Origin of the sequence: Streptomyces sp. NBC_00554 (assembly GCF_041431135.1) — a bacterium.
Lineage (GTDB): Bacteria > Actinomycetota > Actinomycetes > Streptomycetales > Streptomycetaceae > Streptomyces.
In genome coordinates, this window is record NZ_CP107799.1 from 1,190,020 (window position 1) to 1,212,301 (window position 22,282).

General features: G+C 69.5%; 18 protein-coding genes and 1 tRNA gene. 8 read left to right on the forward strand and 11 right to left on the reverse strand.

Annotated features, from left to right (window positions below; all coding sequences use genetic code 11):
* Positions 1-41: 41 nt before the first annotated feature.
* From OG266_RS05420 to OG266_RS05440, 5 genes are all read left to right on the forward strand, one after another.
* Positions 42-1,040, forward strand: coding sequence for a hydroxyacid dehydrogenase (locus OG266_RS05420; protein ID WP_371552658.1), 999 nt, complete (start codon positions 42-44; stop codon positions 1,038-1,040).
* A gap of 162 nt (positions 1,041-1,202) precedes the next feature.
* Positions 1,203-2,627, forward strand: coding sequence for an N-acetylglucosamine/diacetylchitobiose ABC transporter substrate-binding protein (gene ngcE / locus OG266_RS05425; protein ID WP_371543337.1), 1,425 nt, complete (start codon positions 1,203-1,205; stop codon positions 2,625-2,627).
* Between the two features lie 97 nt (positions 2,628-2,724).
* Entirely contained in the window at positions 2,725-3,633 is a 909-nt protein-coding gene (locus OG266_RS05430) for a carbohydrate ABC transporter permease (protein ID WP_371543340.1), read from the forward strand.
* 11 nt (positions 3,634-3,644) lie between these two features.
* Entirely contained in the window at positions 3,645-4,589 is a 945-nt protein-coding gene (locus OG266_RS05435) for a carbohydrate ABC transporter permease (RefSeq protein ID WP_371543343.1), read from the forward strand.
* 47 nt (positions 4,590-4,636) lie between these two features.
* Positions 4,637-5,707, forward strand: a complete 1,071-nt coding sequence (locus OG266_RS05440; protein WP_371543346.1) for a LacI family DNA-binding transcriptional regulator — start codon at positions 4,637-4,639, stop codon at positions 5,705-5,707.
* A gap of 314 nt (positions 5,708-6,021) precedes the next feature.
* Here the strand turns inward: OG266_RS05440 and OG266_RS05445 are convergent, their stop codons facing one another.
* Both OG266_RS05445 and OG266_RS05450 read right to left on the reverse strand, forming a co-directional pair.
* Positions 6,022-7,680, reverse strand: a complete 1,659-nt coding sequence (locus OG266_RS05445; RefSeq protein ID WP_371543347.1) for a molybdopterin-dependent oxidoreductase — start codon at positions 7,678-7,680, stop codon at positions 6,022-6,024.
* Positions 7,681-7,718: 38 nt separating this feature from the next.
* Positions 7,719-7,922 carry a hypothetical protein gene (locus OG266_RS05450; RefSeq protein ID WP_266472649.1) on the reverse strand — a complete coding sequence of 68 codons (204 nt, stop codon included), beginning with the start codon at positions 7,920-7,922 and terminating at the stop codon, positions 7,719-7,721.
* A gap of 216 nt (positions 7,923-8,138) precedes the next feature.
* On the opposite strand from OG266_RS05450, the gene OG266_RS05455 reads away from it, so the two are divergent.
* Positions 8,139-9,386 (forward strand): sensor histidine kinase, encoded by a 1,248-nt coding sequence (locus tag OG266_RS05455; RefSeq protein WP_371543350.1) that lies wholly within the window; start codon positions 8,139-8,141, stop codon positions 9,384-9,386.
* A gap of 18 nt (positions 9,387-9,404) precedes the next feature.
* A complete protein-coding gene (locus tag OG266_RS05460; protein WP_266472653.1) occupies positions 9,405-10,040 on the forward strand; it encodes a response regulator transcription factor in 636 nt (211 codons plus the stop codon).
* 309 nt (positions 10,041-10,349) lie between these two features.
* Here the strand turns inward: OG266_RS05460 and OG266_RS05465 are convergent.
* The 6 genes from OG266_RS05465 to OG266_RS05490 all read right to left on the reverse strand — a co-directional run bounded on the left by OG266_RS05465 (position 10,350) and on the right by OG266_RS05490 (position 16,471).
* A tRNA-Pro gene (locus tag OG266_RS05465) sits at positions 10,350-10,423 on the reverse strand.
* A gap of 158 nt (positions 10,424-10,581) precedes the next feature.
* Positions 10,582-11,349 (reverse strand): NPP1 family protein, encoded by a 768-nt coding sequence (locus tag OG266_RS05470; protein WP_371543352.1) that lies wholly within the window; start codon positions 11,347-11,349, stop codon positions 10,582-10,584.
* A gap of 270 nt (positions 11,350-11,619) precedes the next feature.
* Positions 11,620-12,534 carry a YceI family protein gene (locus tag OG266_RS05475; RefSeq protein ID WP_371543355.1) on the reverse strand — a complete coding sequence of 305 codons (915 nt, stop codon included), beginning with the start codon at positions 12,532-12,534 and terminating at the stop codon, positions 11,620-11,622.
* A gap of 175 nt (positions 12,535-12,709) precedes the next feature.
* Positions 12,710-13,795 (reverse strand): maleylacetate reductase, encoded by a 1,086-nt coding sequence (locus tag OG266_RS05480; protein ID WP_371543358.1) that lies wholly within the window; start codon positions 13,793-13,795, stop codon positions 12,710-12,712.
* Positions 13,792-14,655, reverse strand: a complete 864-nt coding sequence (locus OG266_RS05485; RefSeq protein ID WP_371543361.1) for an intradiol ring-cleavage dioxygenase — start codon at positions 14,653-14,655, stop codon at positions 13,792-13,794. The genes OG266_RS05480 and OG266_RS05485 overlap by 4 nt, the downstream gene beginning before the upstream one ends.
* A 79-nt stretch (positions 14,656-14,734) precedes the next feature.
* Positions 14,735-16,471, reverse strand: a complete 1,737-nt coding sequence (locus OG266_RS05490; RefSeq protein WP_371543364.1) for an FAD-dependent oxidoreductase — start codon at positions 16,469-16,471, stop codon at positions 14,735-14,737.
* 168 nt (positions 16,472-16,639) lie between these two features.
* Here OG266_RS05490 and OG266_RS05495 point away from each other — a divergent pair, with 168 nt between their 5' ends.
* A complete protein-coding gene (locus OG266_RS05495; protein WP_371543367.1) occupies positions 16,640-18,691 on the forward strand; it encodes a helix-turn-helix domain-containing protein in 2,052 nt (683 codons plus the stop codon).
* A 10-nt stretch (positions 18,692-18,701) separates the two neighbouring features.
* Here OG266_RS05495 and OG266_RS05500 read toward each other — a convergent pair whose 3' ends face one another.
* The 3 genes from OG266_RS05500 to OG266_RS05510 form a co-directional block, all read right to left on the reverse strand.
* Complete coding sequence (locus tag OG266_RS05500) at positions 18,702-19,742, reverse strand: ComEC/Rec2 family competence protein (protein WP_371543369.1); 1,041 nt, start codon at positions 19,740-19,742, stop codon at positions 18,702-18,704.
* Positions 19,743-19,819: 77 nt separating this feature from the next.
* Positions 19,820-21,109 (reverse strand): hypothetical protein, encoded by a 1,290-nt coding sequence (locus OG266_RS05505; RefSeq protein WP_371543371.1) that lies wholly within the window; start codon positions 21,107-21,109, stop codon positions 19,820-19,822.
* The gene (locus OG266_RS05510; protein WP_326719187.1) at positions 21,106-22,278 is read right to left on the reverse strand and encodes a caspase family protein; all 1,173 of its coding nucleotides are present in this window, start codon (positions 22,276-22,278) and stop codon (positions 21,106-21,108) included. The genes OG266_RS05505 and OG266_RS05510 overlap by 4 nt, the downstream gene beginning before the upstream one ends.
* Between the last annotated feature and the right edge of the window lie 4 nt (positions 22,279-22,282).

The following is a 22,282-nucleotide window of genomic DNA, read 5'->3' on the forward strand; positions in this document are numbered from 1 at the left end:
ATCCCGAACCCCCAAGGAGCAGTGAACCGGTGAGCCGTCGCATGACCGTCGCCATCGCGATGCAGCCAGAGGTCGCCGCCCTCGCCCTCACCGAAGAGCTCACCGCTCGGCTGGACAAGAGCGTGGACGTCCAGTCCGGCATCATCGTCGACTTCGCGACCCCGGCCTCCCGCAGCCATCTGGCGGACGTGGACGTGCTGCTCACCGGCTGGGGCTGCCCGCTCATCGACCAGTCCGTCCTGGACGCGGCTCCCCGGCTGCGCGCGATCGTGCACGCTGCCGGATCGGTCAAGCACCACCTCACACCCGAGGTCTGGCAGCGCGGAATCCTCGTGTCCTCGGCGGCCTCCGCCAACGCTTTTCCAGTCGCGCAGTACACCGTCGGCGCGATCCTGCTCGCCGGGAAGCGCGCCTTCCGGCTGGCCCACGACTACACACAGGGCCGCTACAAGAACAAGCTCGCCGACGACACCGGCAACCATGAGCGCGTCGTCGGGATCGTCGGCGCGTCCCGCACCGGACGTCTCGTCCTGGAGCTGCTCGCCCCGCACGGCTTCCGGCTACTGGTCAGTGACCCGACCCTGGACGCGCGAGCGGCGGCCGGACTGCATCCGGCCGGACAGGTGGAGCTGGTCGACCTGGACGACCTGCTGGGCCACAGCGACATCGTCAGCCTGCACGCCCCGGCCCTGCCCGAGACCCACCACCTGCTCGACGACCGCCGGCTCGCGCTGCTGCGCGACGGTGCCGTCCTGATCAACACCGCACGTGGACAACTGATCGACACCGAGGCGCTGTTCCGGCACTGCGCGGACGGCCGGATCGACGCAGTCCTGGACGTGACCGACCCCGAGCCGCTGCCCGCCGGACACCCGCTGCTGTCCCTGCCCAACGTCATGGTCACGCCCCATGTGGCCGGGGCGATGGGCACCGAGATACGCCGGCTCGGCGAGTTCGCCGTCACCGAGATCGAACGCCTCAGCGCCGACGAGCCCCTGCACGGGGGCATCCATGCCGACCAGTTGGCGCTGCTCGCCTGAGCCGAAACGGCCTTCCCCGTGCCGCCCTCGTCCACAACGAAGCCCGTACCAACCCACCGCGCGGCGAACCCCGCCGCGCCATGAAGCCCGTACCAACCCACCGCACAGCGAAGCCCGTACCAACCCATCACACAGCGAACCCCGCCGCACAAAGGAGCACCAGTGAACGCCCAGCCCCCGAGCTTCTCGAGAAGAAGCCTGCTGAGAGCGACAGCCGTCGCCGCTTTCGCCGTTTCCGGCTCCGGCCTGCTGGCCGCCTGCGCCTCCGCCGATGGCGACGCCGAATCCGGCTCGGCCAAGGGCAAGGTCAGCGCCACCAACCCGTTCGGCATCGACGAGAGCGCCGCGCTGGACGTCGTCGTCTTCAAGGGCGGTTACAGCGACGAATACGCCAGGTTCGACGAAAAGCTGTACTCCAAGAAGTACCCCAAGGCGAAGATCAGCCACTCCGGCATCACCGAGATCCAGACCGAGTTGCAGCCGCGGTTCGTCGCCGGCGACCCGCCGGACGTCATCGACAACAGCGGCGCCAAGAAGATCGCGATGGGCACGCTGGTCGCCGAAGGCCAACTGGCCGAGCTGGCCGACCTGTTGAAGGCCCCCTCGGTCGACGACCCGGACACCACGGTCGAGGACACGCTGCTGCCGAGCACGCTGGACGTGACCACGTTCGACGGCAAGGTGATGGGCCTCCCGTACGTCTTCACCGTCAACGGCTTCTGGTACTCCCAGACGCTGTTCGACAAACACGGCTGGACCTGGCCGACCACCTGGGACGGCCTGACCGAGCTGGCCGCCAAGATCAAGAAAGCGGGCATCGCGCCCTTCGCGTACGGCGGCACGACGGCGCCCGACTACTTCTTCAGCCCGCTCATGGCCCTCGCGGCCAAGCAGGGCGGCGTCGACGTGATCAAGGCGATCGACAACCTCGAAGCCAAGGCGTGGCAGGCCGAACCGGTCAAGGCCGCCGCCGAGGCGATCGCGGGGCTGGCCTCGTCCGGGTACTTCCTCAAGGGCAGCGAGGGGCTGGACCACACCCAGGCGCAGACCGCTTGGGTGCAGGGCAAGGCCGCGCTGTACCACGCCGGTTCGTACGTCGAGAACGAGATGAAGGCGATCACCCCGGACGGGTTCGACATGGTCTTCGGCCCTGTCCCCCCGCTCACGGCGGACGGTGCCCTGCCCCAGAGCGCGCTGCACGCGGTCGCCGGAGAGATCTTCGTCGTACCGGCCAAGGCCAAGAACCTCCGCGGCGGCAAGGAGTTCCTGCGGATCATGCTCTCCAAGGAAGCCGCGTCCAACTTCACCGAGACGACCCACGCCCTCACCATCGTCAAGGGGGCCACGGGCGACAACGACCTCGGTTCCACCGCGCTGGGCTCGGTGCTGAAGGCCGTCACCGCGGCCGGGGACGACCTGTTCAACTACCGGTTCATGAGCTGGTACGCCGACTTGGCCACCACGCTGAAGTCCGAGGTCGCCAACCTGCTCGCCGGGCGCATCGACGCGGCCGAGTTCCTCTCCACGATGCAGGCCAAGGCCGACGACATCGCCGCCGACCCCTCCATCACGAAGTTCAAGATCTAGGACCTGTCCGGCGGATCAAGCCGCAGACACGGAGGATCCGCCGTTCCTCGATCCGCAGGAGCGGCGGACCCCGTCTCCCCCATCCCCGGAGTCGTTCGTGAACCACGGAAAAACCCGCATCATCCTTCTCTTCCTCGCACTGCCGCTCGCCTTGTACGGGGCGCTGGTGGTCTCCCCCTACGCGCAGGCGTTCTCGATCGCCCTGACCAGTTGGTCGGGGTTCACCGCCGACAAGCCCTTCGTCGGCCTCGACAACTTCCAACGCCTCTTCCAGGACCCGGAGTTCTGGCAGGCCCTGGGGCACAACGGGCTGCTCCTGCTGGTGGTTCCGCTGGTCACGATCGCGCTCGGGCTGTTCTTCGCCGCCATGCTCAACGTGGGCGGCTCGGACGGCAAGGTGGCGGGAGTCCGTGGCTCGGCCCTCTACCGCAGGGTCTACTTCCTTCCGCACATCCTCCCCGTGGTGATCACGGCGATCCTGTGGCAGTTCATCTACAACCCGCAGATCGGGCTGCTCAACGGCGGACTGGACGCGATCGGTCTGGGCGGGCTGGCACACACCTGGCTCGGTGACCCGGCCGTCGCTCTGTGGTCGCTGATCGCGGTGATGGTCTGGGCCGGCGTCGGTTTCTACGTCGTGCTGTTCAGCGCCGCGATGCAGTCCATTCCGAAGGACATCTTCGAGGCCGCCGACCTGGACGGCGCCGGACGCTTCCAGACGCTGACCCGCATCACGCTGCCGCTGCTGCGGGAGTCCGTCCAGGTCGCCTGGGTCTATCTGGGCATCCACGCGCTCGACGCGTTCGCCCTGTTCATGGTCCTCACCCCGACCGGCGGCCCGGACAACTCCACCATGGTGCTCTCCCAGTACCTGTACCTGTCCGCGTTCGGGAACGGCAAGTTCGGCTACGCCACGGCGATCGGCGTGATGCTGAGTCTGCTCAGCCTGCTGCTGACAGCGCTCACCTTCCGCGGCTCCCGCGACAAGAACACGATCGAGTTCTGAGGCCCACCACGATGAAGACTTCGACTCACCCCACGCAGGCCGACGCGAGTCTGTCGAGCCCCAGGCGCCAAGAGCGCGATCGGGTCCCGAAGCCTGCCACGCCGCCAACTCCCCCGCTGCTCAAGCGCGTTGGCGCTCCCGCGGCGACGGGCGCGACCCACGCCCTGCTCGTCTTCTGGGCCCTGCTGTCCACCGTGCCCCTGCTCTGGGCGCTGATCAGCGCGTTCAAGGACAACCGGGAACTGTTCGGCAACCCCTGGCAGCTGCCCAGCACTTGGCACGCCGACAACTTCACCCGCGCCTGGTCCAGGGCGAGCATCGGCGACTACTTCGTCAACACCCTCATCGTCGTGCTCGGTTCACTGGTCCTCACGATGATCCTGGGCTCCATGGTCGCCTATGTGCTGGCCCGCTTCACCTTCCCCGGATGCCGGCTGATCTACTACGCGTTCGTCGCCGGAATGGCATTTCCCGTCGTGCTGGCCCTGGTCCCGCTCTTCTTCGTCGTCAAGAACCTCGGGCTGCTCGGCAGTTACCACGGCATGATCCTCGTCTACACGGCGTACGCGCTGCCGTTCACCGTCTTCTTCCTGACCAGTTTCTTCCGGACGCTTCCCACGGCGGTGGCCGAGGCCGCCCTCATCGACGGCGCCTCGCAGGAGGCCATCTTCTTCCGGGTCATGCTGCCCATGGCCAAGCCGGGCCTGCTGTCGGTCGGCATCTTCAACTTCCTCGGCATGTGGAACCAGTACCTGCTGCCGGTCGCGCTCAACACCGACCGCGACAAGTACGTGCTGTCCCAGGGTCTGGCGAACCTGGCCAGCCAGCAGGGTTACGAGGCGGACTGGAGCGCTCTGTTCGCCGGACTCGTCATCGCGGCGGTCCCTGTGATCGGCCTCTATCTCGCACTCCAGCGACGCATCCAGGCCGGCCTCACCGTGGGGATGCTCAAGTGAGCCCGTCACCCTCCGAGGAAACACACAGGCAACCGTATACTCCACACATGCACGACCCTCAGGACGCGCCTGCACGAGCCGCCACCATCCGTGACGTCGCTGCAAGAGCCGGAGTCTCCCCGGCGACCGTCTCCCGGGTTCTGACCGGCAGCCGCCCGGTGTCCTCCTCGGCGCAGGCGCGCATCCAGCGGGCCATCAAAGAGCTGGACTATGTGGTCAACGCCCAGGCACGCGCTCTGTCGGCCCCGCACTCGCGCACCGTGGCGATCCTGCTCCCCGGGCTGTCCTGGCAGTACCACAACCGGGTCGCGAGCGGTATCGAGCAACAGGCCGTCAACGAGAACCGGCTCTGCATCGTCTGTTCCACCAGAAGCGACCCGGACCGGGAGATCGCCCTACTGGAGACGCTGCGCCAGCACAACACCGAGGCGGTCGTGCTCATCGGCGGGACCGTCGTGACACCCCACTACGCGGAGCGGATCGCCCGCTTCGCCCGGATCCTCGACGCCAGCGGCTCCAGGCTGGTGCTCTGCGGACGGCCCGCCCCGGCACCCGACCTGCCGATCACGGTCGTGAACTACGACCATGAAGGCGGCGCCCACGCGGCCGTCAGCCACCTGCTGTCCCTCGGCCACCGGCGCATCGCCCTCCTCGGCGGCCCGCGTGACCACACCACGACCGATCTGCGGATCGCCGGTTACCGGCGCGCCCACGAGGACCACGGCATCACTCCGGATCCGGGCCTCCTCCACATCGGAGGGGCCGACCGGACGTTCGGCTATGAGACCGTGCGGTCCCACCTGGCCGCCGGGCGCCTGCCGTACACCGCAGCCTTCTGTTTCGACGACTACCTCGCGGCCGGCGCGATGACCGCCGCCCGTGAAGGCGGTCTGACACTCCCGGACGACCTGTCGCTCATCGGCTACAACGACGAGGCTATCTCCGCCGATCTTCCCCTGCCGCTGAACTCGGTGCACGTGCCCTTCGACGAACTGGGCCGCGCCGCCGTGCGGATGGCACTGCACCGTGACGACCCGGTGTACAGCGACCAGAACGTCATGCTGGGCACGCACCTGGTCATGCGCCAGAGCGTGCGCTCCACCCGCGTGAAACCGTAGGCAGGCACTTTCGCCGGAGCGGACCGGACAGCTGGGCAAGCCGCTCACCCGGTCGGGCAGGCCCCCAACCGGCTCGGCTCCCCCGCCCCGCCGGGAACGCAAAAAGCCGCCCTCTCATAGGTGAGAGAACGGCCTCCGACCTGCAACAAAGCTGGTCGGGACGACAGGATTTGAACCTGCGACCCCTTGACCCCCAGTTGTGGAGCCACTGCGAGCTCTGGTGCCTCCATCGGCGCGCTTCAAGCGAGAGTCGGCAAGTCAGCACATCTGCACGGTCCTTGCACACTGAGTCATCGGCGCCCGGCGGGAAATGCTCAGGTAACCGTGAGCTCAATCGTGTGCCGGCCTGTTGCCCCGTCAGGCAACGGCTTGTGCACCCGTCCTGTCTGTACCTGGCCGGTGTTGTCAGTGGCGCGTACTTGCAGGCGATGCTTGCCGGGCGTCGCCTGCCACGGCCAGCTCCATTGCCGCCATGTGTCCACCGACGGCACCGCCGCGAGCTGTGCCTGCTGCCATGGCCCGTCATCCACGCGGACCTCCACCGCGGACACCCCACGATGCTGCGCCCACGCCACCCCGGCCACCATCACCAGACCTTGCTCCAGACGCTTGCCCGCGGCCGGTGTGTCAATCCGCGACTGTGTCTTCACCGGAGCCAGCGCCGCGTAATCCCGCCGTACCCAATAGGCGCTGAAGTCCGAGAAACGACTCAGCTCCAGCTCCGTCAACCACTTCGTCGCGGATACGTATCCGTACAGTCCGGGCACCACCATCCGGACCGGGAACCCGTGCTCGACCGGCAGTGGCTCCCCGTTCATTCCGACCGCCAGCAACGCGTCCCGCCCGTCACGCAACGCTGCCGTCGGCGTTCCGGCCGTGTAGCCGTCCACGGAACGGCTCACCACCTGATCCGCCCCGCCGTCCGGCTCGACTTCATCCAGCAGATCCTTGATCGGTACCCCCAACCATCGCGCGTTACCGACCAACTCACCACCGACCTCATTGGATACACACGCCAGCGTGATGTACCGCTCCACCATCGGCCGTGCCAGCAACTGCTCGTACGTCAGCGTCAGCGGCCGTTTCACCCGGCCATGAACCCTCAGCCGCCAGTCCTTCGGTTCCATCTGTGGCACCGTCAAAGCGGTGTCGATCCGGTAGAAGTCCGCGTTCCTGGTCACGAACGACTCCGCTCCGGGCACGCCGGCGGAGACCTCGGCGGGCAATGGCGGTGCCGGGCTCGACGGGGACGGAAGTACCACCGCGGCCCGGGCCGCGGCCACGCGCTGTGCCCAGAGCCGGCGTCCGCCCGGTACGGCCACCGCGGCCGCACCGATAGCCCCGACCGCCAGCGCGAGAAACCGTCGCCGGCCCGGTGGCTGTCCCGCCCCGTCCATCACCGACATGCCGGCATCCGACGACGGCGAACGGGCGCCCTCCACAGGGGTGGGGGCTTCCTGCGCCACCACGTTCGTGTCCGGGCCGGTGTCCCCCAGGTCTGGTGCCGATACCGCAGCGCGGCGCGGCAGGGTGCGACGCAGCAGCACCAGAAGGCCTGCGGCGGCCAGTGCACCAATCACCGTCGGCAGCGGGTACGCCCACGTGGCGCTGGCCCGGGTGGCTGACGCGAGTACGCCGATCATCCCGAACACCGCGACGCCGGCCAGCCCGTATACGAGCCGACGCATGGCCAGTGCACCGATGAACGCGGCGAAGACCGCCAACACCAGCACGATTCCCGCCTGCAGCGCCAGCTTGTCGTACGTGTAGAACAGCGTGACCGCGAACTCCTTGACCGGAGTCGGCGCGGCGTCCACGGCGACACCGCCCACTGCCACGAGGGGTGCTGAGGGCCCGCCCGTCGCGGCTGCCACCAGCTCACCGACGCCCAGGGCGAGCGCGGTGGCCGCGACGCCGGCAAGCTCGCCGTACCACTGCTTGGGCGGTTTCACCGGTGCCGGTCGTCCTGTCATCGGAGTCTCCAAGTCGGTATCGGACAGTTGGTGGACGCTTATCGGCTGACCCGGCGTCGCCGGGAGATGCCGACGCCAAGCAGGGCCAGGCCGACGACCACCACGATCGGTCCGACGACCGCCCACAGCGTCACGCCGCTCATCGCTGAGCCCTTCATGACGTCGAGGCCCTGCAAGGTCCAGCCCGCGCCGAAAAGGACCAGCAGTGCACCGAGGACGAGGACGAACCAGTTCTTCTTCATGGGGTACCTCCAGGTGTGGAGCCGAGGTTCTCGGTTAGAGCCTGACGGTTCGGTGGCCGCGACCGGAACAACGCTTGGTTGGACCCCCTTGTCAACCGATCGACGTACGCGCGGCCCCACCGGTGCGTGGACGTTCCTCGGCGCCGGGTCGGGCACTCTGGGTGTGAGCGCCCGTAAACTGGCGGGCAGATCTCGGCGGGTGAAGGTGGGCGGGACGTGACAGCGCGCAGCACCGTCGACTTCGGGTACCGCTACCGCGTCGGATGGCATGTCCTCATCGGCGCCGTCGCGATACCCCTTGGCGTCGCCATAGCGGCCGACGTCACCGTGGCGCTCGGACAACGCCTGCTTGCCCTCGGCACGCTCGCCGTCATCGTCGCCTGGTACGCCCTGGTCGCTCCGCTGGCTATGGAAAACCGCGACGAGCGTTGGGGTGCGGCCTATTTCGCAGTCCTGGCGGTCGCCTTCCCACTGCTGCTCGCCATCGCCCCGATCAGTGGCGCGCTGCTGTTCGCGCTCGGCCCACAGCTGTTCGTGATGGTCGCGAGGTGGCGGGTACGCATACCGCTGCTCCTCATCCTCTACACCGAACTCGCCTGGGCCATGCTGGCGCCGGTCGGAGTCGGCCGCTACACGCTGGCGATGATCGGCGTGACCGTTCTGGTACCCATGACCGTGACGATCCTCGTGGGCGCCTATCTGACCGGCATCCGCGAGCAGAACCGCAAACGGGCCGCGCTGATCGAAGAACTGACCCGGACACGGGCCGCGCTGGAACGCGCGGGCCACCAGGCGGGCGTCCATGCCGAACGCGAACGCCTGGCCGCCGAGATCCACGACACCCTGGCACAGGGCTTCACCAGCATCCTCATGCTCGCCCAAGTCGCACGGACGACCCTGCACCGGGATCCGGCGGCCGCCGACAGCCAGCTCGACATCCTTGAACAGACCGCCCGCGAGAACCTCGCCGAGGCACGCTCGCTGATCGCCGCCTTGACCCCGGTCGACCTGACCGGCCGCAGCCTCGCGGATGCACTGGACCGGCTGGCCGCCCGCCATACCCGCGATACGGGTACGCACGTCGAGGTGTCGATCTTCGGCGAGCGGTCCGGCGCACCGACAGGCACCGACATCGCCCTGCTGCGCACCGCGCAGGAAGCCCTGGCCAACGTAAGCAAGCACGCCGACGCCACAACGGTGCAGATTGAACTACGCCACGACGACGGCCTCATGGCGCTGGCCGTGACCGATGACGGTCAGGGCTTCGACCCGGCCACCGTCCGCGGTGGATACGGACTGCTCGGCATTGGCACCCGCGCCACCGGCCTCGGCGGGACCTGCGCGGTGCGATCAGCTCCTGGCCAGGGCACCACGGTACGAGTCGAGCTGCCGCTGGCCCCGGCCGAGCAGTCGGCGCGTAGCCTGCAGCCTGTGCCTGATCTCAGCTCCACACCCGACCACTGAGCGGGCGGAACCGGCTCGATGACTATCCACATCCTGATCGTCGATGACCATCCCGTCGTACGCTTCGGCCTCCGCGGCATGCTTGAGGCCTACGACGACCTGCGCGTCGTTGGAGAGGCAGGCTCCGGCGACGAGGCGATCGTCCTCGCCGCCGCGACGCGCCCGGACGTCATCCTGATGGATCTGCGGATGCCGGGCACCGATGGCGCCACCGCGACGGCGCGCATCCGCCAGGAGCACCCCGGCATTCGCGTGCTCGTGCTGACCACCTACGAAGGTGACGCCGACATCCTGCCGGCGATCGAGGCCGGCGCCACCGGTTACCTGCTCAAGGACACGCCGATCGGTACCCTCACCGACGCGATACGGGCGGCCGCCCGCGGCGAAACCGTCCTCGCCCCACTGGTAGCCGCCCGGCTGGTGACCCACATGCAGGCACCGGCCGGAGAGCAGTTGACCCCCCGCGAGGTTCAGGTACTCGGCCTCGTCGCGCGAGGTCTGTCCAACAGCGAGATCGGCCGACAGCTGTACATCGGCGAAGCGACGGTGAAGACGCACCTACTGCGAACGTTCGTCAAGCTGGGAGTCAACGACCGCACCGCGGCCGTCACCATCGCTCTCTCGCGCGGCATCCTCACCACACCACACCAGTGACGCTTCGCGACGACGAGCAGCGATCAAGGCCAGTCCGCCTGGCAGGCCCTTCGCGCCGCTCGCTCGCCCTGGTCGCCGGTGTGGGCCGCACCGTCGGTATCGGCGTCGGCAGCAGATAGTCGTACCGGGTGGTCTCCGGGTGGTCCCCAGCATGCAGCGAGCGGTCCCAGTCCCACAGATACCCGACCAGGTCTTCGCCGACCTCCGAGTAGAGGCGCCTATGAGCGGCGTGCTCAACCCGACGATCGGAAACGACCCAATACGAAAAGGGCCCCCACAGGCTCTCGCCCGCGAAGACCCTTCGCACCGTCGGGACGACAGGATTTGAACCTGCGACCCCTTGACCCCCAGTCAAGTGCGCTACCAAGCTGCGCCACGTCCCGATGCGTTTCACCCGGGGGTGACCCCGTGTTCATGCAGGTAAACCCTACCGCACCGGAGTGGCCGGACTTGCACGGGCGGTCACGGCGCCCTTGCAGAAAGGGCGCCGTGCGGACCCCGGGGGCGACTGACGCGCCGTTCAGCCCCCGGGGTCCACTCCTCACGCGTTCGAGTCGAACGGGATACCGGAGGGCTCCGCCTGCTCCAGGTGGTAATTGAAGTTGCCGTCCTTGAGGCCGAAGACGGCGCTGCCCCAGTTGGCCGCGGTCAGCTTGTCGCGCACGCCCGCGGGGTAGCCGTCCCAGCCGACCAGCCGGGGGAACTGCCAGGTGTGCTGGTGGTTCTCCGGCGGCTCGTCGTTGGAGTTCGCGGGGCGGAAGCAGTGGGTACTGATCCCGTCCTTGTGGTAGACGATCTTCGGGTGCGTGCCGTCCCAGCGGATCTGGTCGCTGCTGTAGGTGTTGAAGTCGCCGTGGGCGGAGGTGGAGACGTACTTGGCCACGTTGTCCTGCGTCCACACCACGACGTGCTCCCAGTCGTGGCGGTGCCCGCCGAGGCTGCTGCCGGCCACGGCCTGGTCCTTCTCGAAGTAGAGGCCGTACATGATCGCGCACCAGCCGTTGTTGCACTTCTGGCGCGAGTACCCGTTGGTGTTGTCCAGGTCCCATGAGTCGCGGCACGAGCCGTTGAGAGCCCCGGTCGGGTTGAGGCCGCCATTAAGGGTCCCGTCGGGGCCGATGGCCGGAGTGGGGTAGCAGCCATCGGTGTCGTAGTCATAGGCGGGCTGGAACGTCTGCTCCAGTCCGTTCGCGTTGGCCGGCAGGGCCGAAGGCGGGTCGGCGAGGGCGATACCCGGAAAGGCGACGACCAGCGCGACGGCGCTTCCGAAGACGATCGAAACCTTGCCGATGCGCGAATTTTTCTTCACTGCGTCCTCCTGATCGACCGCGGGGTGGGGGCTGTTCGAGCGGTCGCATTGACATGCTCGGATCAGCTTCCCGGCGCTCGGTCGAAAACTCCAGAGTCTGGAGGTGTCAGAGCGATGAAAGGTCAACTAATCCATGTCGACCAATCAATGGGCGCAGGTGAGTTGCCGGGCCGCGCCGGCTGTGAGCTCGCACTCCCGGGGCAACGTGCCCAGCGGGACGGTGTGTTGGAGGACAGGAGCGTGTGCTCCGTCGAAGGACCCCTGGATCCACTACTCCGGCGGCGTAGGCGTGTCATGCGTCCGGTACATCGCCTGTACATCCAGCTCCAGTTGGACCGTCGGACCGACCACCGCGATGCCACGCGCCAGCATGGAACGCCAGTCGAGCGTGTAGTCCTCCCGGTGCAGTTCCGCCTTGGCCAGGGCCGCGCAGCGCAACTCCTCGCCGTAGCCGCCGTTGACCGTGCCGAGGTAGGTCGTGTCGAGTGCCACGGAACGGCTCACTCCGTGCATCGTCAGCGAGCCCTGCAGGGTCCATTTGCTGCCGCCGCGATAGGCGAAGCGCGTGCTGCTGAACTCGATGTACGGGAACCTCTCGACGTCGAGGAAGTCGGCGGAACGCAGGTGGTTGTCCCGGGTCACGTTCCCGGTCGTGATGCTCGACGCGTGGATGCGGACCTGGACCCGGGAGTCGGCCATGTCGGGGGCGATGCGGATACCGCCGTCGAAGCGTTCGAAACGGCCGTGGACGTTGGCCATGCCGACGTGCTTGGCGATGAAGCGGATCGCCGTGTGGGGCGGGTCGAAGAGCCAGGTACCGGATACCGGCAGTTCCAGGACGCGGGCGGTCTGCAGCCAGATCCGCTGCGTGGGGGTCGCCGCTCCGGCCTCGACGTCCACCGTCTCGCGGTGCGGTTGCAGCCCCTCGGCCGCGATCATCAGGCTGTAGCGGCCGGGCGGCAGCGCCGCGAGGAAGAAGCCGTAGGGGTCGGTGATACCGCGGGCCACGACGCGGTGCGAGTCCATCGCGGTGACCGTCACCTCGGCCGCGCCCATGGCCGCACCCATGGGGTCGAGCACCTCGCGGCCGAGCGCGCCGGCACCCTGCGGGAGAGGGAGCGAGAGGCCCGCCGCGTCGGCGGAGGCACCCTTGGATCGCAGGCGCCTGAGCAGAGCGAGGGCCATGGTGTTCACCTTTCTTCGCGAATGTTCAGGGCCGTGCGCGTGACCGCCGAAGGCGTGTTCGCGCTCACCAGAGGCACACACGACGAGCCGGGCGGGCGTGGAGGTCACGGCCCATTTGCGATCCTGAAGCACATCGCAAGGTCTCGGGTGTCTCATCCTGAGACAGCGGAGGCCGCTACTGGACGGCGTCGCTCCGGGGTTCCCAGCCTTCGTACGCCGCCGTCAGCAGACCGAGTACACCGTTCGCGGTGACCTCACGGGGGTTGGGGTACGCGGCCGCGGTGGCCTGTGCGGCAGCGACCGCCAAGTCGGCTTCTTTCAGGCCGAGTTCAGCGAGTGTGCGGGGAGCGCCGAGGTTTCCGGCCAGGTCGCGAAGCGCGCGGGGGACGTCGTCGGTGGCCAGGGCGCGGGACAGGGCCTTGATCGCCTCAGGAGCGGCGGAGGCGTTGTACGCGAGGGCGTACGGGAGGACCACCGTGTGGGTCTCGGCGTGCGGCAGGCCGAAGGTGCCGCCGAGCACATGGCACAGCTTGTGGTGCAGGCCCATGGTGGTGGCGCCCAGGCAGGCTCCGCAGAGCCAGGCGCCGTACAGGGCGCGGCCGCGCGCGTCGAGGTCGTCGGGGGCGGCGGCCACCTGGGGAAGTGCCCCGGCCATCGCCCGTACGCCCTCCTCCGCCATCAGCGAGACGAGGGGCGAGGCGTCGGGCGCGTACAGGGCTTCGACGGCGTGCGCGAGCGCGTTGACGCCGCTGGTGACGGAGAGGGGGACGGGGAGCGCGAGGGTGAGCTCGGGGTCGTAGACGACGGTGCGGGGCTGGACGACGGGGTCGCGTCCGGTGCGTTTGGCGCCGTGCTCGGTGAGGCCCCAGACGGGGGTCATCTCGGAGCCGGAGTAGGTGGAGGGCACGGCGATCAGCGGCAGCCCCGTACGCAATGCGATCGCCTTGCCGAGGCCGATCGCCGAGCCGCCGCCGACCGCGACACATCCGTCGGCGCCGGCGGCCCGCGCCACCTCGACGGCCCGGTCGGCGACCTCCACGGGTACGTGCATACGGGCCTCGGCGTGCAGCCCGGCGCAGGAGTCGCCGAGCGCGTCCGCGACGGCCTGCGCGACCGCCGAGCCCCGGCTGCCGCACACGACCAGCACCCTGTGCAGCCCGAGCCGCGCGACCTCGCCCGGTGTCGCGGACACCGCCGCGCCGGGCCGGAAGACGACCCGGGAGGGCCGGCTCTCGTAGGAGAAGTCGAGCGCGGTGGTCATGACGGCTCCAGTACGAGGTCGAAGCGCGCGTGGCGGAAGGGGTTCGGGACGCCGAACTCCCGTGCCAGGGAAGGGTCGTCGGTGTCGGCGAAGTCCTGGATCAGGCTCTGCTTCACGGCGAACACCGCGTCGGAGTCGAGGTATTCGCTGCCCGCCACGAAGATGTGCGTGGTGACGGAGGTATGGCCCTCGGCCGAGGCGATGAAGTGGATGTGGGCGGGGCGGTAGGGATGGCGGTCGGTCGCCTTCAGGAGCTCGCCGACCGGGCCGTCGGTCGGGATCGGGTACGGGCTCGGCACACAGCTGCGGAACCAGAAACGGCCCTCAGCGTCCGCCGTGAAGAGTCCCCGTCCGTTGCCCGCCGGCTGGACGTCCGGCCGCTGCACGTCGTAGTAGCCCTCGGGGTCGGCCTGCCACACGTCGAGGACCGCGCCGGGCAGCGGGGATCCGTCCGGTGCCAGCACCCGGCCGCTGACCACGCACGGCTCGCCGGTGCCCACCAGGTCGATGTTCGCGCCGAGTTCACGGACCGGCGACTCGGTCATGTGGAAGGGACCGAGGACGGTCGACTCGGTGGCTCCCGGATCGCGGTGGCCGTTGATGGTCTCCACGAGCATCGAGACGCCGAGCACGTCGGAGAGGAGGATGAACTCCTGCCGGGTGTCGGTGCACATCTGCCCGGTCGCCGTCAGGAAGCCGATGGCGCGCTCCCACTCCTCCATCGTCGGCTCCGTCTCACGTACGAAGGCGTGGAGGTGCCGGGTGAGCGCGCTCAGAAGCTCGCGCACCCGGGGGTCGGCCGTCCGCTGCAGGCTGTCGACGACCTCGCCGGTGAGATCGGCCGTGTGTTCGGTGGTCATTCCACTCCCCTGGTCCCGTCAGGCATGTCCGACGGTCTCATCGGACAAGTCGGTCCCATCGGACAAGTCCTCTGAACCCTCAGGCATGTCCGAGGATCCGTCGCAACGCCGCCGACAGCAACCGCTCGGCGTCCTCGGACGCGGCCGTGTGCCGGAAGGCCACATACCCGTCCGGCCGTACGAGGAGGGCGCCCGCGTCGGAGATCTCGCTCAGCCGCGCCCAGTCGCCGTACGGGTCCTCGTACTCCTGCCCGGGACCGACGACGACGGTGGCGATGTCGAGGTCCTGTGCCTCGGCCGCGCGCACCCAGTCCTCGCCGCCGATGCCCGTGACCAGGGTGAAACGGCCTCGGCCCACCGTGTCGAGGGTGGACAGGGTGCGGGTCCCGGAGGTGATCCAGGCGTGCGGGAGCTTGGCGCCGGGGCGGGTGGAGGGCTGGTGGTACAGCTCCGGGTCGCGCGCGAAGCCGGGATCCTGCGAGCCGTCGGGGACGATCGCGTCGGACGTGTAGCGCTGGTTGAGGTCGACGCCGTGCGCGTTGAACTCGTACACCTTGAAGGCGATCGCCTCGCGCAGTGCCTGCCGCTGCTTGGCCGCGGCCTCGGTGGCGTCCTTGCGGGCGTCGATGTTGGCCCACAGCTGCTCGGGGGTCTGCGGGGAGAGCCCGTCGAGGGCCTCGAAGATGGGGGCGGTCTCGCCGATGGACTTGTTGGCGCGGGTGACGATCTGCTTGCCGACCGGGGCGCGCTCGGCGGTGTACGTGTCGAGCAGCTTCGGTGCCGCCGTGCCGTCGAGGACCAGCTTGAGCTTCCAGGCCAGGTTGTACGCGTCCTGGATCGAGGTGTTGGAACCGAGGCCGTTGGACGGCGGGTGGCGGTGCGTGGCGTCGCCTGCGCAGAAGACGCGGCCGTTCGAGTACGTCTCCGCGTACATCTCGTTGACCGTCCACGCCGAGGACGACTTGATGGTCACCGGGATGTCGTCGTCGCCGACGAGCTGCCGGACGACCGACTCGGCGTACTCGGTGGTCAGGTCGGGGGCGCCCGCCGTGACGTCGTACCCCCAGACGATCATCCACTCGTTCCACGGGCGGACGTTGCGGACCAGGCCCGCGCCGATGCCGCCGACGGTGGCGCCGGGCGCCAGCACCCAGTAGAGGGTGGAGGGCCGGTGAGCGGTGTACTTCGTCAGATCGGCGTCGAAGACGATGTTGATGCTGCCCGCGACCCCCATCTGACCGCCCATCGGCAGACCCGCGTCCTCGGCGACCTTGGAACGGCCGCCGTCGGCACCGATCAGGTACTTGGCGCGGATCTCGTACGTGTCCCCGCGCAGCCGGTCCCGGACGGTGGCCGTCACGCCGTCGGCGTCCTGGGTGTGCGAGAGGTACTCGGTCTCGAAGCGCAACGAGGTGCCGCGGGCGACCGCCGCGTCGACGATCACCGGTTCCATGAGGTGCTGCGGCATGTCGCACATGCGAGTCGGGCTGGCGAGTTCGTGCGCCGCCTGGACGAGCGGGTCGTTGCCCCAGGAGCGGACGCGGCCCAGCTCCTCGCCTGCGAGGCTGGTGCAGAAGGTGGTGTTGCCCATCAGGTGCTGCGGGGTGGCCTGCGCGACGACTTCCTGCTCGACGCCGAGGTCGCGGAGCACCTCCATCGTGCGCTGGTTGGTGATGTGCGCACGGGGGGTCTCGGCGAGGCGCGCGTAGCGGGTGGCGACGATGTTGGGTACGCCGTACGTGCTCAGGGCCAGCGCGGCCGAGGCGCCCGCGGGGCCGCTCCCGACGATGAGTACTTCGGTCTCGACGGTGTGCACGGGAGAGGCTCCTGGGGGTGGGAACGAGCACGGGCCACTCTTGATCATGCGGTGCGGGATGGGGGTACGGGTGTCTCATTTCGAGACAGCGGGCGCCGTCCCAGGTCACAGGTGCCGCCCGGGGTGGCGGTCCGCTTCCGCCGTACGCCCGATACGGTGAGAGGCGTCGTGAGCATCGCCGAGCACTCCCCCGCCCTCTCCACTCTCGCGCCGCTGCGCCAGGCGCGTGAGCGGTTTCTGACGGGGCGCCCGCTGCCCGAGGGCGTGCCGGACGAGATCGTCGCGGCCTGGCGGCGCGCCCGGTTCTTCGGCGTACCGCACGATTTGAAGGAGCCCGCCGAGTTCCCGGCGGGCGCGCGGGCGGAGTCGGCGCTGTTGTCCGCGGCCCGTCCCGTCCTCGAACGGCTCGCCCCCGCCCTCGACACCGGGCGCTCGTCCCTCGCCCTCACCGACGAGCGGCTGCGGGTGCTGTGGGCGGCCGGGAGCGCGCCCGGGGACCAGCCGTGCACCGACCTGTCCGAGCGGGAGGTGGGGCACAACAGCGCGGCCCTCGCCCTGCGCACCCGGCGTCGCGCCGAGGTGCACGGCCCCGAGCACTTCCTCGACCTGTGGCAGGACGTGTCCGCGGTGAGCGTGCCGGTGCTGGCCCCCGAGACCGGGCAGGTGCTGGGCACGGTGACCGTCGCCTCCGGGCTGTGCGCGGAGTGCTCACCGCATCCCGGAGCGGCACTCGCCGAGGCCGCCGCCGCGGCGGTGGAGGCCGAACTCCTCGCACGCACACGGGCGGTTGAGCGCGTGCTCCTGGACGCGTACCTCAGCGCGACCCGCGGTCCGGCGCCCGCGGTGGTCGCCCTCGACGGGCGGAACCGGCTGGTCAGCGAAGCGGCAGCACGAATGCTGTCACCGGAGGGACTGGAGGTGCTGGAGCGGGGCGCGGGAGCGCTGCTTCGGCAGGGGGCGGCGTCGGAGTCGTACGACACGGGGCTGGGGCTCGGGCGGGGCGGGCCTTCCGAGCCGCACGACACGCGGCCGAGGCTCGGACAGGGCGCGCCCTGCGAGCCACCCGACACGCGGATCCAGCAGGGCACGCCCGCCGCACCGGACGACACGCCCCTCCCGCGGGCCTCGCTCTCCGAGCCGCACGGCGCGGGCCTCCAGCACGCCGCGCCCTCCACACCAGGCGACACACCCCTCCCGGCCTCGCTCTCGGCACCGCACGGCACACCCCTCCCGCACGCCACGCCCCCCGAAACGCCCGACGCAAACCCACCGCAAAGCACGCCCTCCCCGTCCTACGTCGTCGAACTCCCCGACGGCTCAGGCTGCATCGCACGGTTCACTCCCGTGCGTCACCTGGGTTCCGTCATCGGGCTGCTCGCCGTGCTCGAGCCGGTCGGCGCCGGGGCCATGCCGCTCGCGCCTCGCGCGGCGATCCCCCTCGCCGGGCGTTCCGTTCCCTGGCGGCTGGCTGTCGGGCGGGCCACGGAGCTTGCCCGGTCGCGGGAGCCGTTGCTGTTGACCGGCGAGCGCGGGACGGGGAAGACCACGCTGGCTCGGGAATTGCTCGGGGAGTTCGCGCCGCTGGTCGTCGATGCGGCGGAGGGTGAACTCGGCTCCGGGTACCAGGAGTTGGCGGACGGTCGACCCCTCCTGCTGCGGCACGCCGAGCGGCTTGCCCAGCCGGACGTCGCCGCCCTCAACTCCCTGCTCCACGAGCACCCGGGCGCGCCCCTGCTGGTCACCTACACCCCCGGACCGCCAGCCGGCCCGTGCCTCCAGCGACTCCTGGACACCCTGGCCGCCCGCGCGGTCACTCTGCCGGCCTTGCGTGAACGCCCGGAGGACATCCGGGAGTTGCTCGCGGCCCTTGCTCCGAAGCCCGCTCCGGGGCAGCCTCCGCTCGCTTGGACGCTCGACGCGCTGCGCGCCCTGGAGCAGCATCCGTGGCCCGGCAATGTCACTGAACTCGCCCATCTTGTACGGGCGTTGGCGGAGGACCGTCGGACGGTGGGCCCGGTGCGGCGTGCCGAGCTGCCCGACCCCGTCCGGGAGGGTCCCGCGACGCGGCGGCTCAGCCCGATGGAGCACGCCGAGCGCACCGCCATCCTGGAGGCGCTGCGCCGCCACGGCGGCAACAAGGCGCGTACGGCGGCCGCGCTGGGGATCGGCCGGGCGACGCTCTACCGGAAGCTGCGCGGATACCGGGACTCGTCCTCGTAGTTGAGGGCGTTCACAGTTCGAAGCCGATGAACCCGTCCTCCGCGTCCCGGTCCGGTGCCGTCACCGTGTAGCCGAAGCGGTCCTTGAGCCTGGCGTCGTCCCATATCGCCGCCCGGTCACGGTAGTTGAAGACGAGCTCCTTCTCGGCGCCGCCGTGTTTCAGGATGCGGGCGATGGCGATCTCGTTGGGATGGTCGTGCCGGGCGCCGCTCGTCGATATGAGGTAGCGGTCGCAGTCGATGAGGTCGAGCAGTTCGTTGGAGAGGTTGTGGTCGCTGCCGTGGTGGGCGACCTTGAGGACGTCGACGTGGAAGCGGCCGCCCTCCGCCTCGGCCCGGGGCCGTATAGACGCCACGAGCCGGCGGTCGTCGGCGTCGCCGGTAAGGACGACCCGCTTGTCCTCGAACTCGAAGAGCAGGCCGATGCTGCTGATGTTCGTCTTCGACGTGTCCGGCTTGAACACCGACGCGGCAAGCTGGTCCACGTTCACCCCGCCGAAGTGCTCGAAGCCGGGGACCTGGGGGATCTCGTCCGGGTCGCGCCCCGGGATCAGACCGTTCTTGGCGCACTCCTTGACCCACGCCGGCGCCAGCCGCTCCAGTTGCGCGCGGTCCGGTGAGAGCACGTCCATCGTGGAACCGTCGTCGAACCACGCGAGCTCCCGCCCCACTTCGACACTGCGCCCGCCGAAGGAGTCGTTCCACGGCACCTTCTGCTCCAGGAGCAGGCTGGTGAGTTTCTCGCCGTCCTGGGCGCCGAACCCCTCGGTGTCGAGGAGATGGTCGAAGCCGTTGAACCACACGTCGCCGAACTCCACCGGTCGGTCTGCGTCCTCCAGCAGGGCGAGCACTCCCAGAATGTGGTCCTGGTCGACATGCGTGACGACAAGGACGTCGACCAGACCGTCCAGCCCGGCGAGAGTGGGCTTCACCAGCGGATACGTGCCCGAGCGGCCGCCGTCGACGAGGATCCGGCGGATGAAGGTGTCGTCGCCGTATTCCAGGAGCAGGCAGTCACCGTCCTCGCCGGGCCCCATGGTGAACCGAATCATCGCGGCCTCCCTCTTCCGTATCGGGCTGTCATCTCACTCGGCTGTCATCCGTATCGGCTGTCTCCCGTATCGGGCCGTCATTGCGGCTTCCCGTGCAGCGCGACGACCACGAACGGTTCGCGCATGTCGACGCGCCAGGACAGGCGACGGGCCTGCTCGAGCCGGTCGGCGCACGCCGGGTCGTCGGGGAACTCCGACAGCCCGTGGATGAGGCGGCTCAGGCCGAGGGTGAAGACGGGAACTCCGCGGTCGAAGGCCTCGATGAGCGCGTCGCGGGCCGCCTGCCGCTCCGCCTCGCTGTGCGCCCGGCGCAGATGGCGCATGGCCCACAGCAGGGAGCCGTCGCTCATCCAGTCGAACTCGTGCCGCAGCCGGGCGAGCCAAGGATCCCAGCGGTGCGGCCGCTCGGTCAGTTCGCTGCCGACCAGGACGTACGCGCCGGCCACCGCCGCGAGCGGGTTCGGCATCCTGCCCTTGCCGTAGAGCATGGTCTCCGCGTCCCTGACCAGGGTGGCCGCCGAGTCGAAGGCGCCGCGGGCCATGTATCCCAGGGCGGGTCCGACCCGGCTGTCGCGCACGGTCACGGAGACCGCGCTGCCGGTCGGGCTCTGCCGTTCGTTGACCATGACCTCGATCTGCGCGGAACCCCACGGCGCCGGCAGCGTGACGACGTATTCGCTGCCCGCCAGCGAGACCACCAGGAACTGCCGTGGGCCCATGGGCCCACCGCCGAAGGTGGGCTCGCCGTCCTCGTCGACGGGGCCCTGCGCGCCGAAGCGGTAGAGCCGTGCGGCCGCGTCGCCCAGATGGAGACTGGCGATGGAGTGGGGCGCGGAGTGGGCGATCTCGAACACGGCCGACCGGGTCGGGGGCTCCTCGGTCAGCTTGAGCATCGACGCGAACTGCCAGCTCTTCACCTTCGGGTCGCCGACCCAGGCCGAGTGACCCGGTTCGACGATCGAGTCCCACTCCCAGACCCCGGACCGCGCCCCTTGGGAGCGGGGAACGGGTATCGCCTCGCCGTCGTGGTAAGGCCCGTAGGACTCGATGTTGCCCATGAGGTACTGCCACGAGTGCGACTCGTAGGGCGAGGGTGCCGCGCGCAGCGTGACATGGGTGTCGGCGCCCTCCCGTACTTCGGCGTCCTTGGACAGCACGACGCCGGAGGGCAGTGTGGCGGACACCGTGTAGTGGCCGGGGCCGACCTCGTACCGCGTCGGTGGCGCGGAAGTCCCGCAGGGGAAGAGGACGTTGCGGTGGGCGGCGCCGCCCTCGGCCGAGTAGATGTTGCCGACGACCTTCGCGCCGTCCGGCAGGTCCGACTCGTACAGGCTCAGCGCGACGGTCACTCTCAGGCCGGCATTCATGGCTTCACCAGCTGCACGCGACGGAACACCGGTCGTACGGTGATGGACTTGGTCCGCACCTCCTGGTCGCCGAGTCTCGCCTCGAAGTCGTAGTTCCCGAAGCGCAGTTCGATGGCCCACTCGCTCTCCGGGGCCGAGTCGTCGATGTCCTCCGCCGCCCGGCGCAGCCGCTCAAGGCCGTTCTCCCGGCAGACGAACTCGGCCTCGGCGTTGTCCCGTGCGGACGCGCAGCCCACGTACACGGGGACGACCGGTGGGCCGGGCAGCTGGTGAAGGACGAACACCGGCAGTTCGCCGACCGAGGGGACCTGGACGCCCGCGACCGCTCCGGCGAACTCCGGTTGGTGCATGAAGTGGTCGATCGCTTCGAGGAGATGAGATGTGTTGACGCGCCATTCACCCTCGGGATCGTCGCTCGCCGCACCGGCGAGGCTCTTGAGCAGCGCCTCCGTGAAGAGGCTCACCTGCCCGGGGCGCGCGTGCGACCGGTCCCCGGCCAGGGTGGCGTAGTACGGGATGTGGAAGCGGCGCGGGAGGTCGAGCGGACGCGTCCCGGCGCCGAGCGGTGACCGCCCCGCGAACCGTGTGCCCGAACTCTCGATGAGCACATCGGAGTTGGACCGGCAGGCGTCGACGAAGAACACCTGCTGGGTGGCCTTGCAGCGCTTGAGTCCGTTCATCAGGCCCGCGAAGTCCAGTGCCCCGTTGAGGGGGTTGTGCTGGTCGGCGAAGATGTCGGCGGCGAGCAGGGCCATGTCGTCGCCCTGTGAGACGCCGTGTCCGCAGAAGTAGAAGACGAGCCGGTTGTCGACGTGGCTGTCACCGCGGTCGTACCACTGCGTGACCGCCGTGAGGATGTTCTCGATGGTGGCATCGTCGACGTCGTGCGCGGCCTGGGTGCGGGGGTCCACGAAAGGGGCCGGCTGTTCCTCGCTCAGCAGCAGGGCGAGGCTGCCGAGCGGTCGCCCGGGATCGTGGTACTCGGCGAGGAGCCAGGTCGCGAGGGCACGTGCGGAGAGGGGCGGCGAACTGAGCTGCCGCATCCCGTCGGAATCCGCGACCGGTGCCTCGCCGCCGGCGAGATGGGGGTATTTGCCGACGCCGATGACCAGTGCGTGGGTGCAGGGAAGGCCGGCCTGCTCATCGAGGTGAATTACCGAACCGGCCATGGAT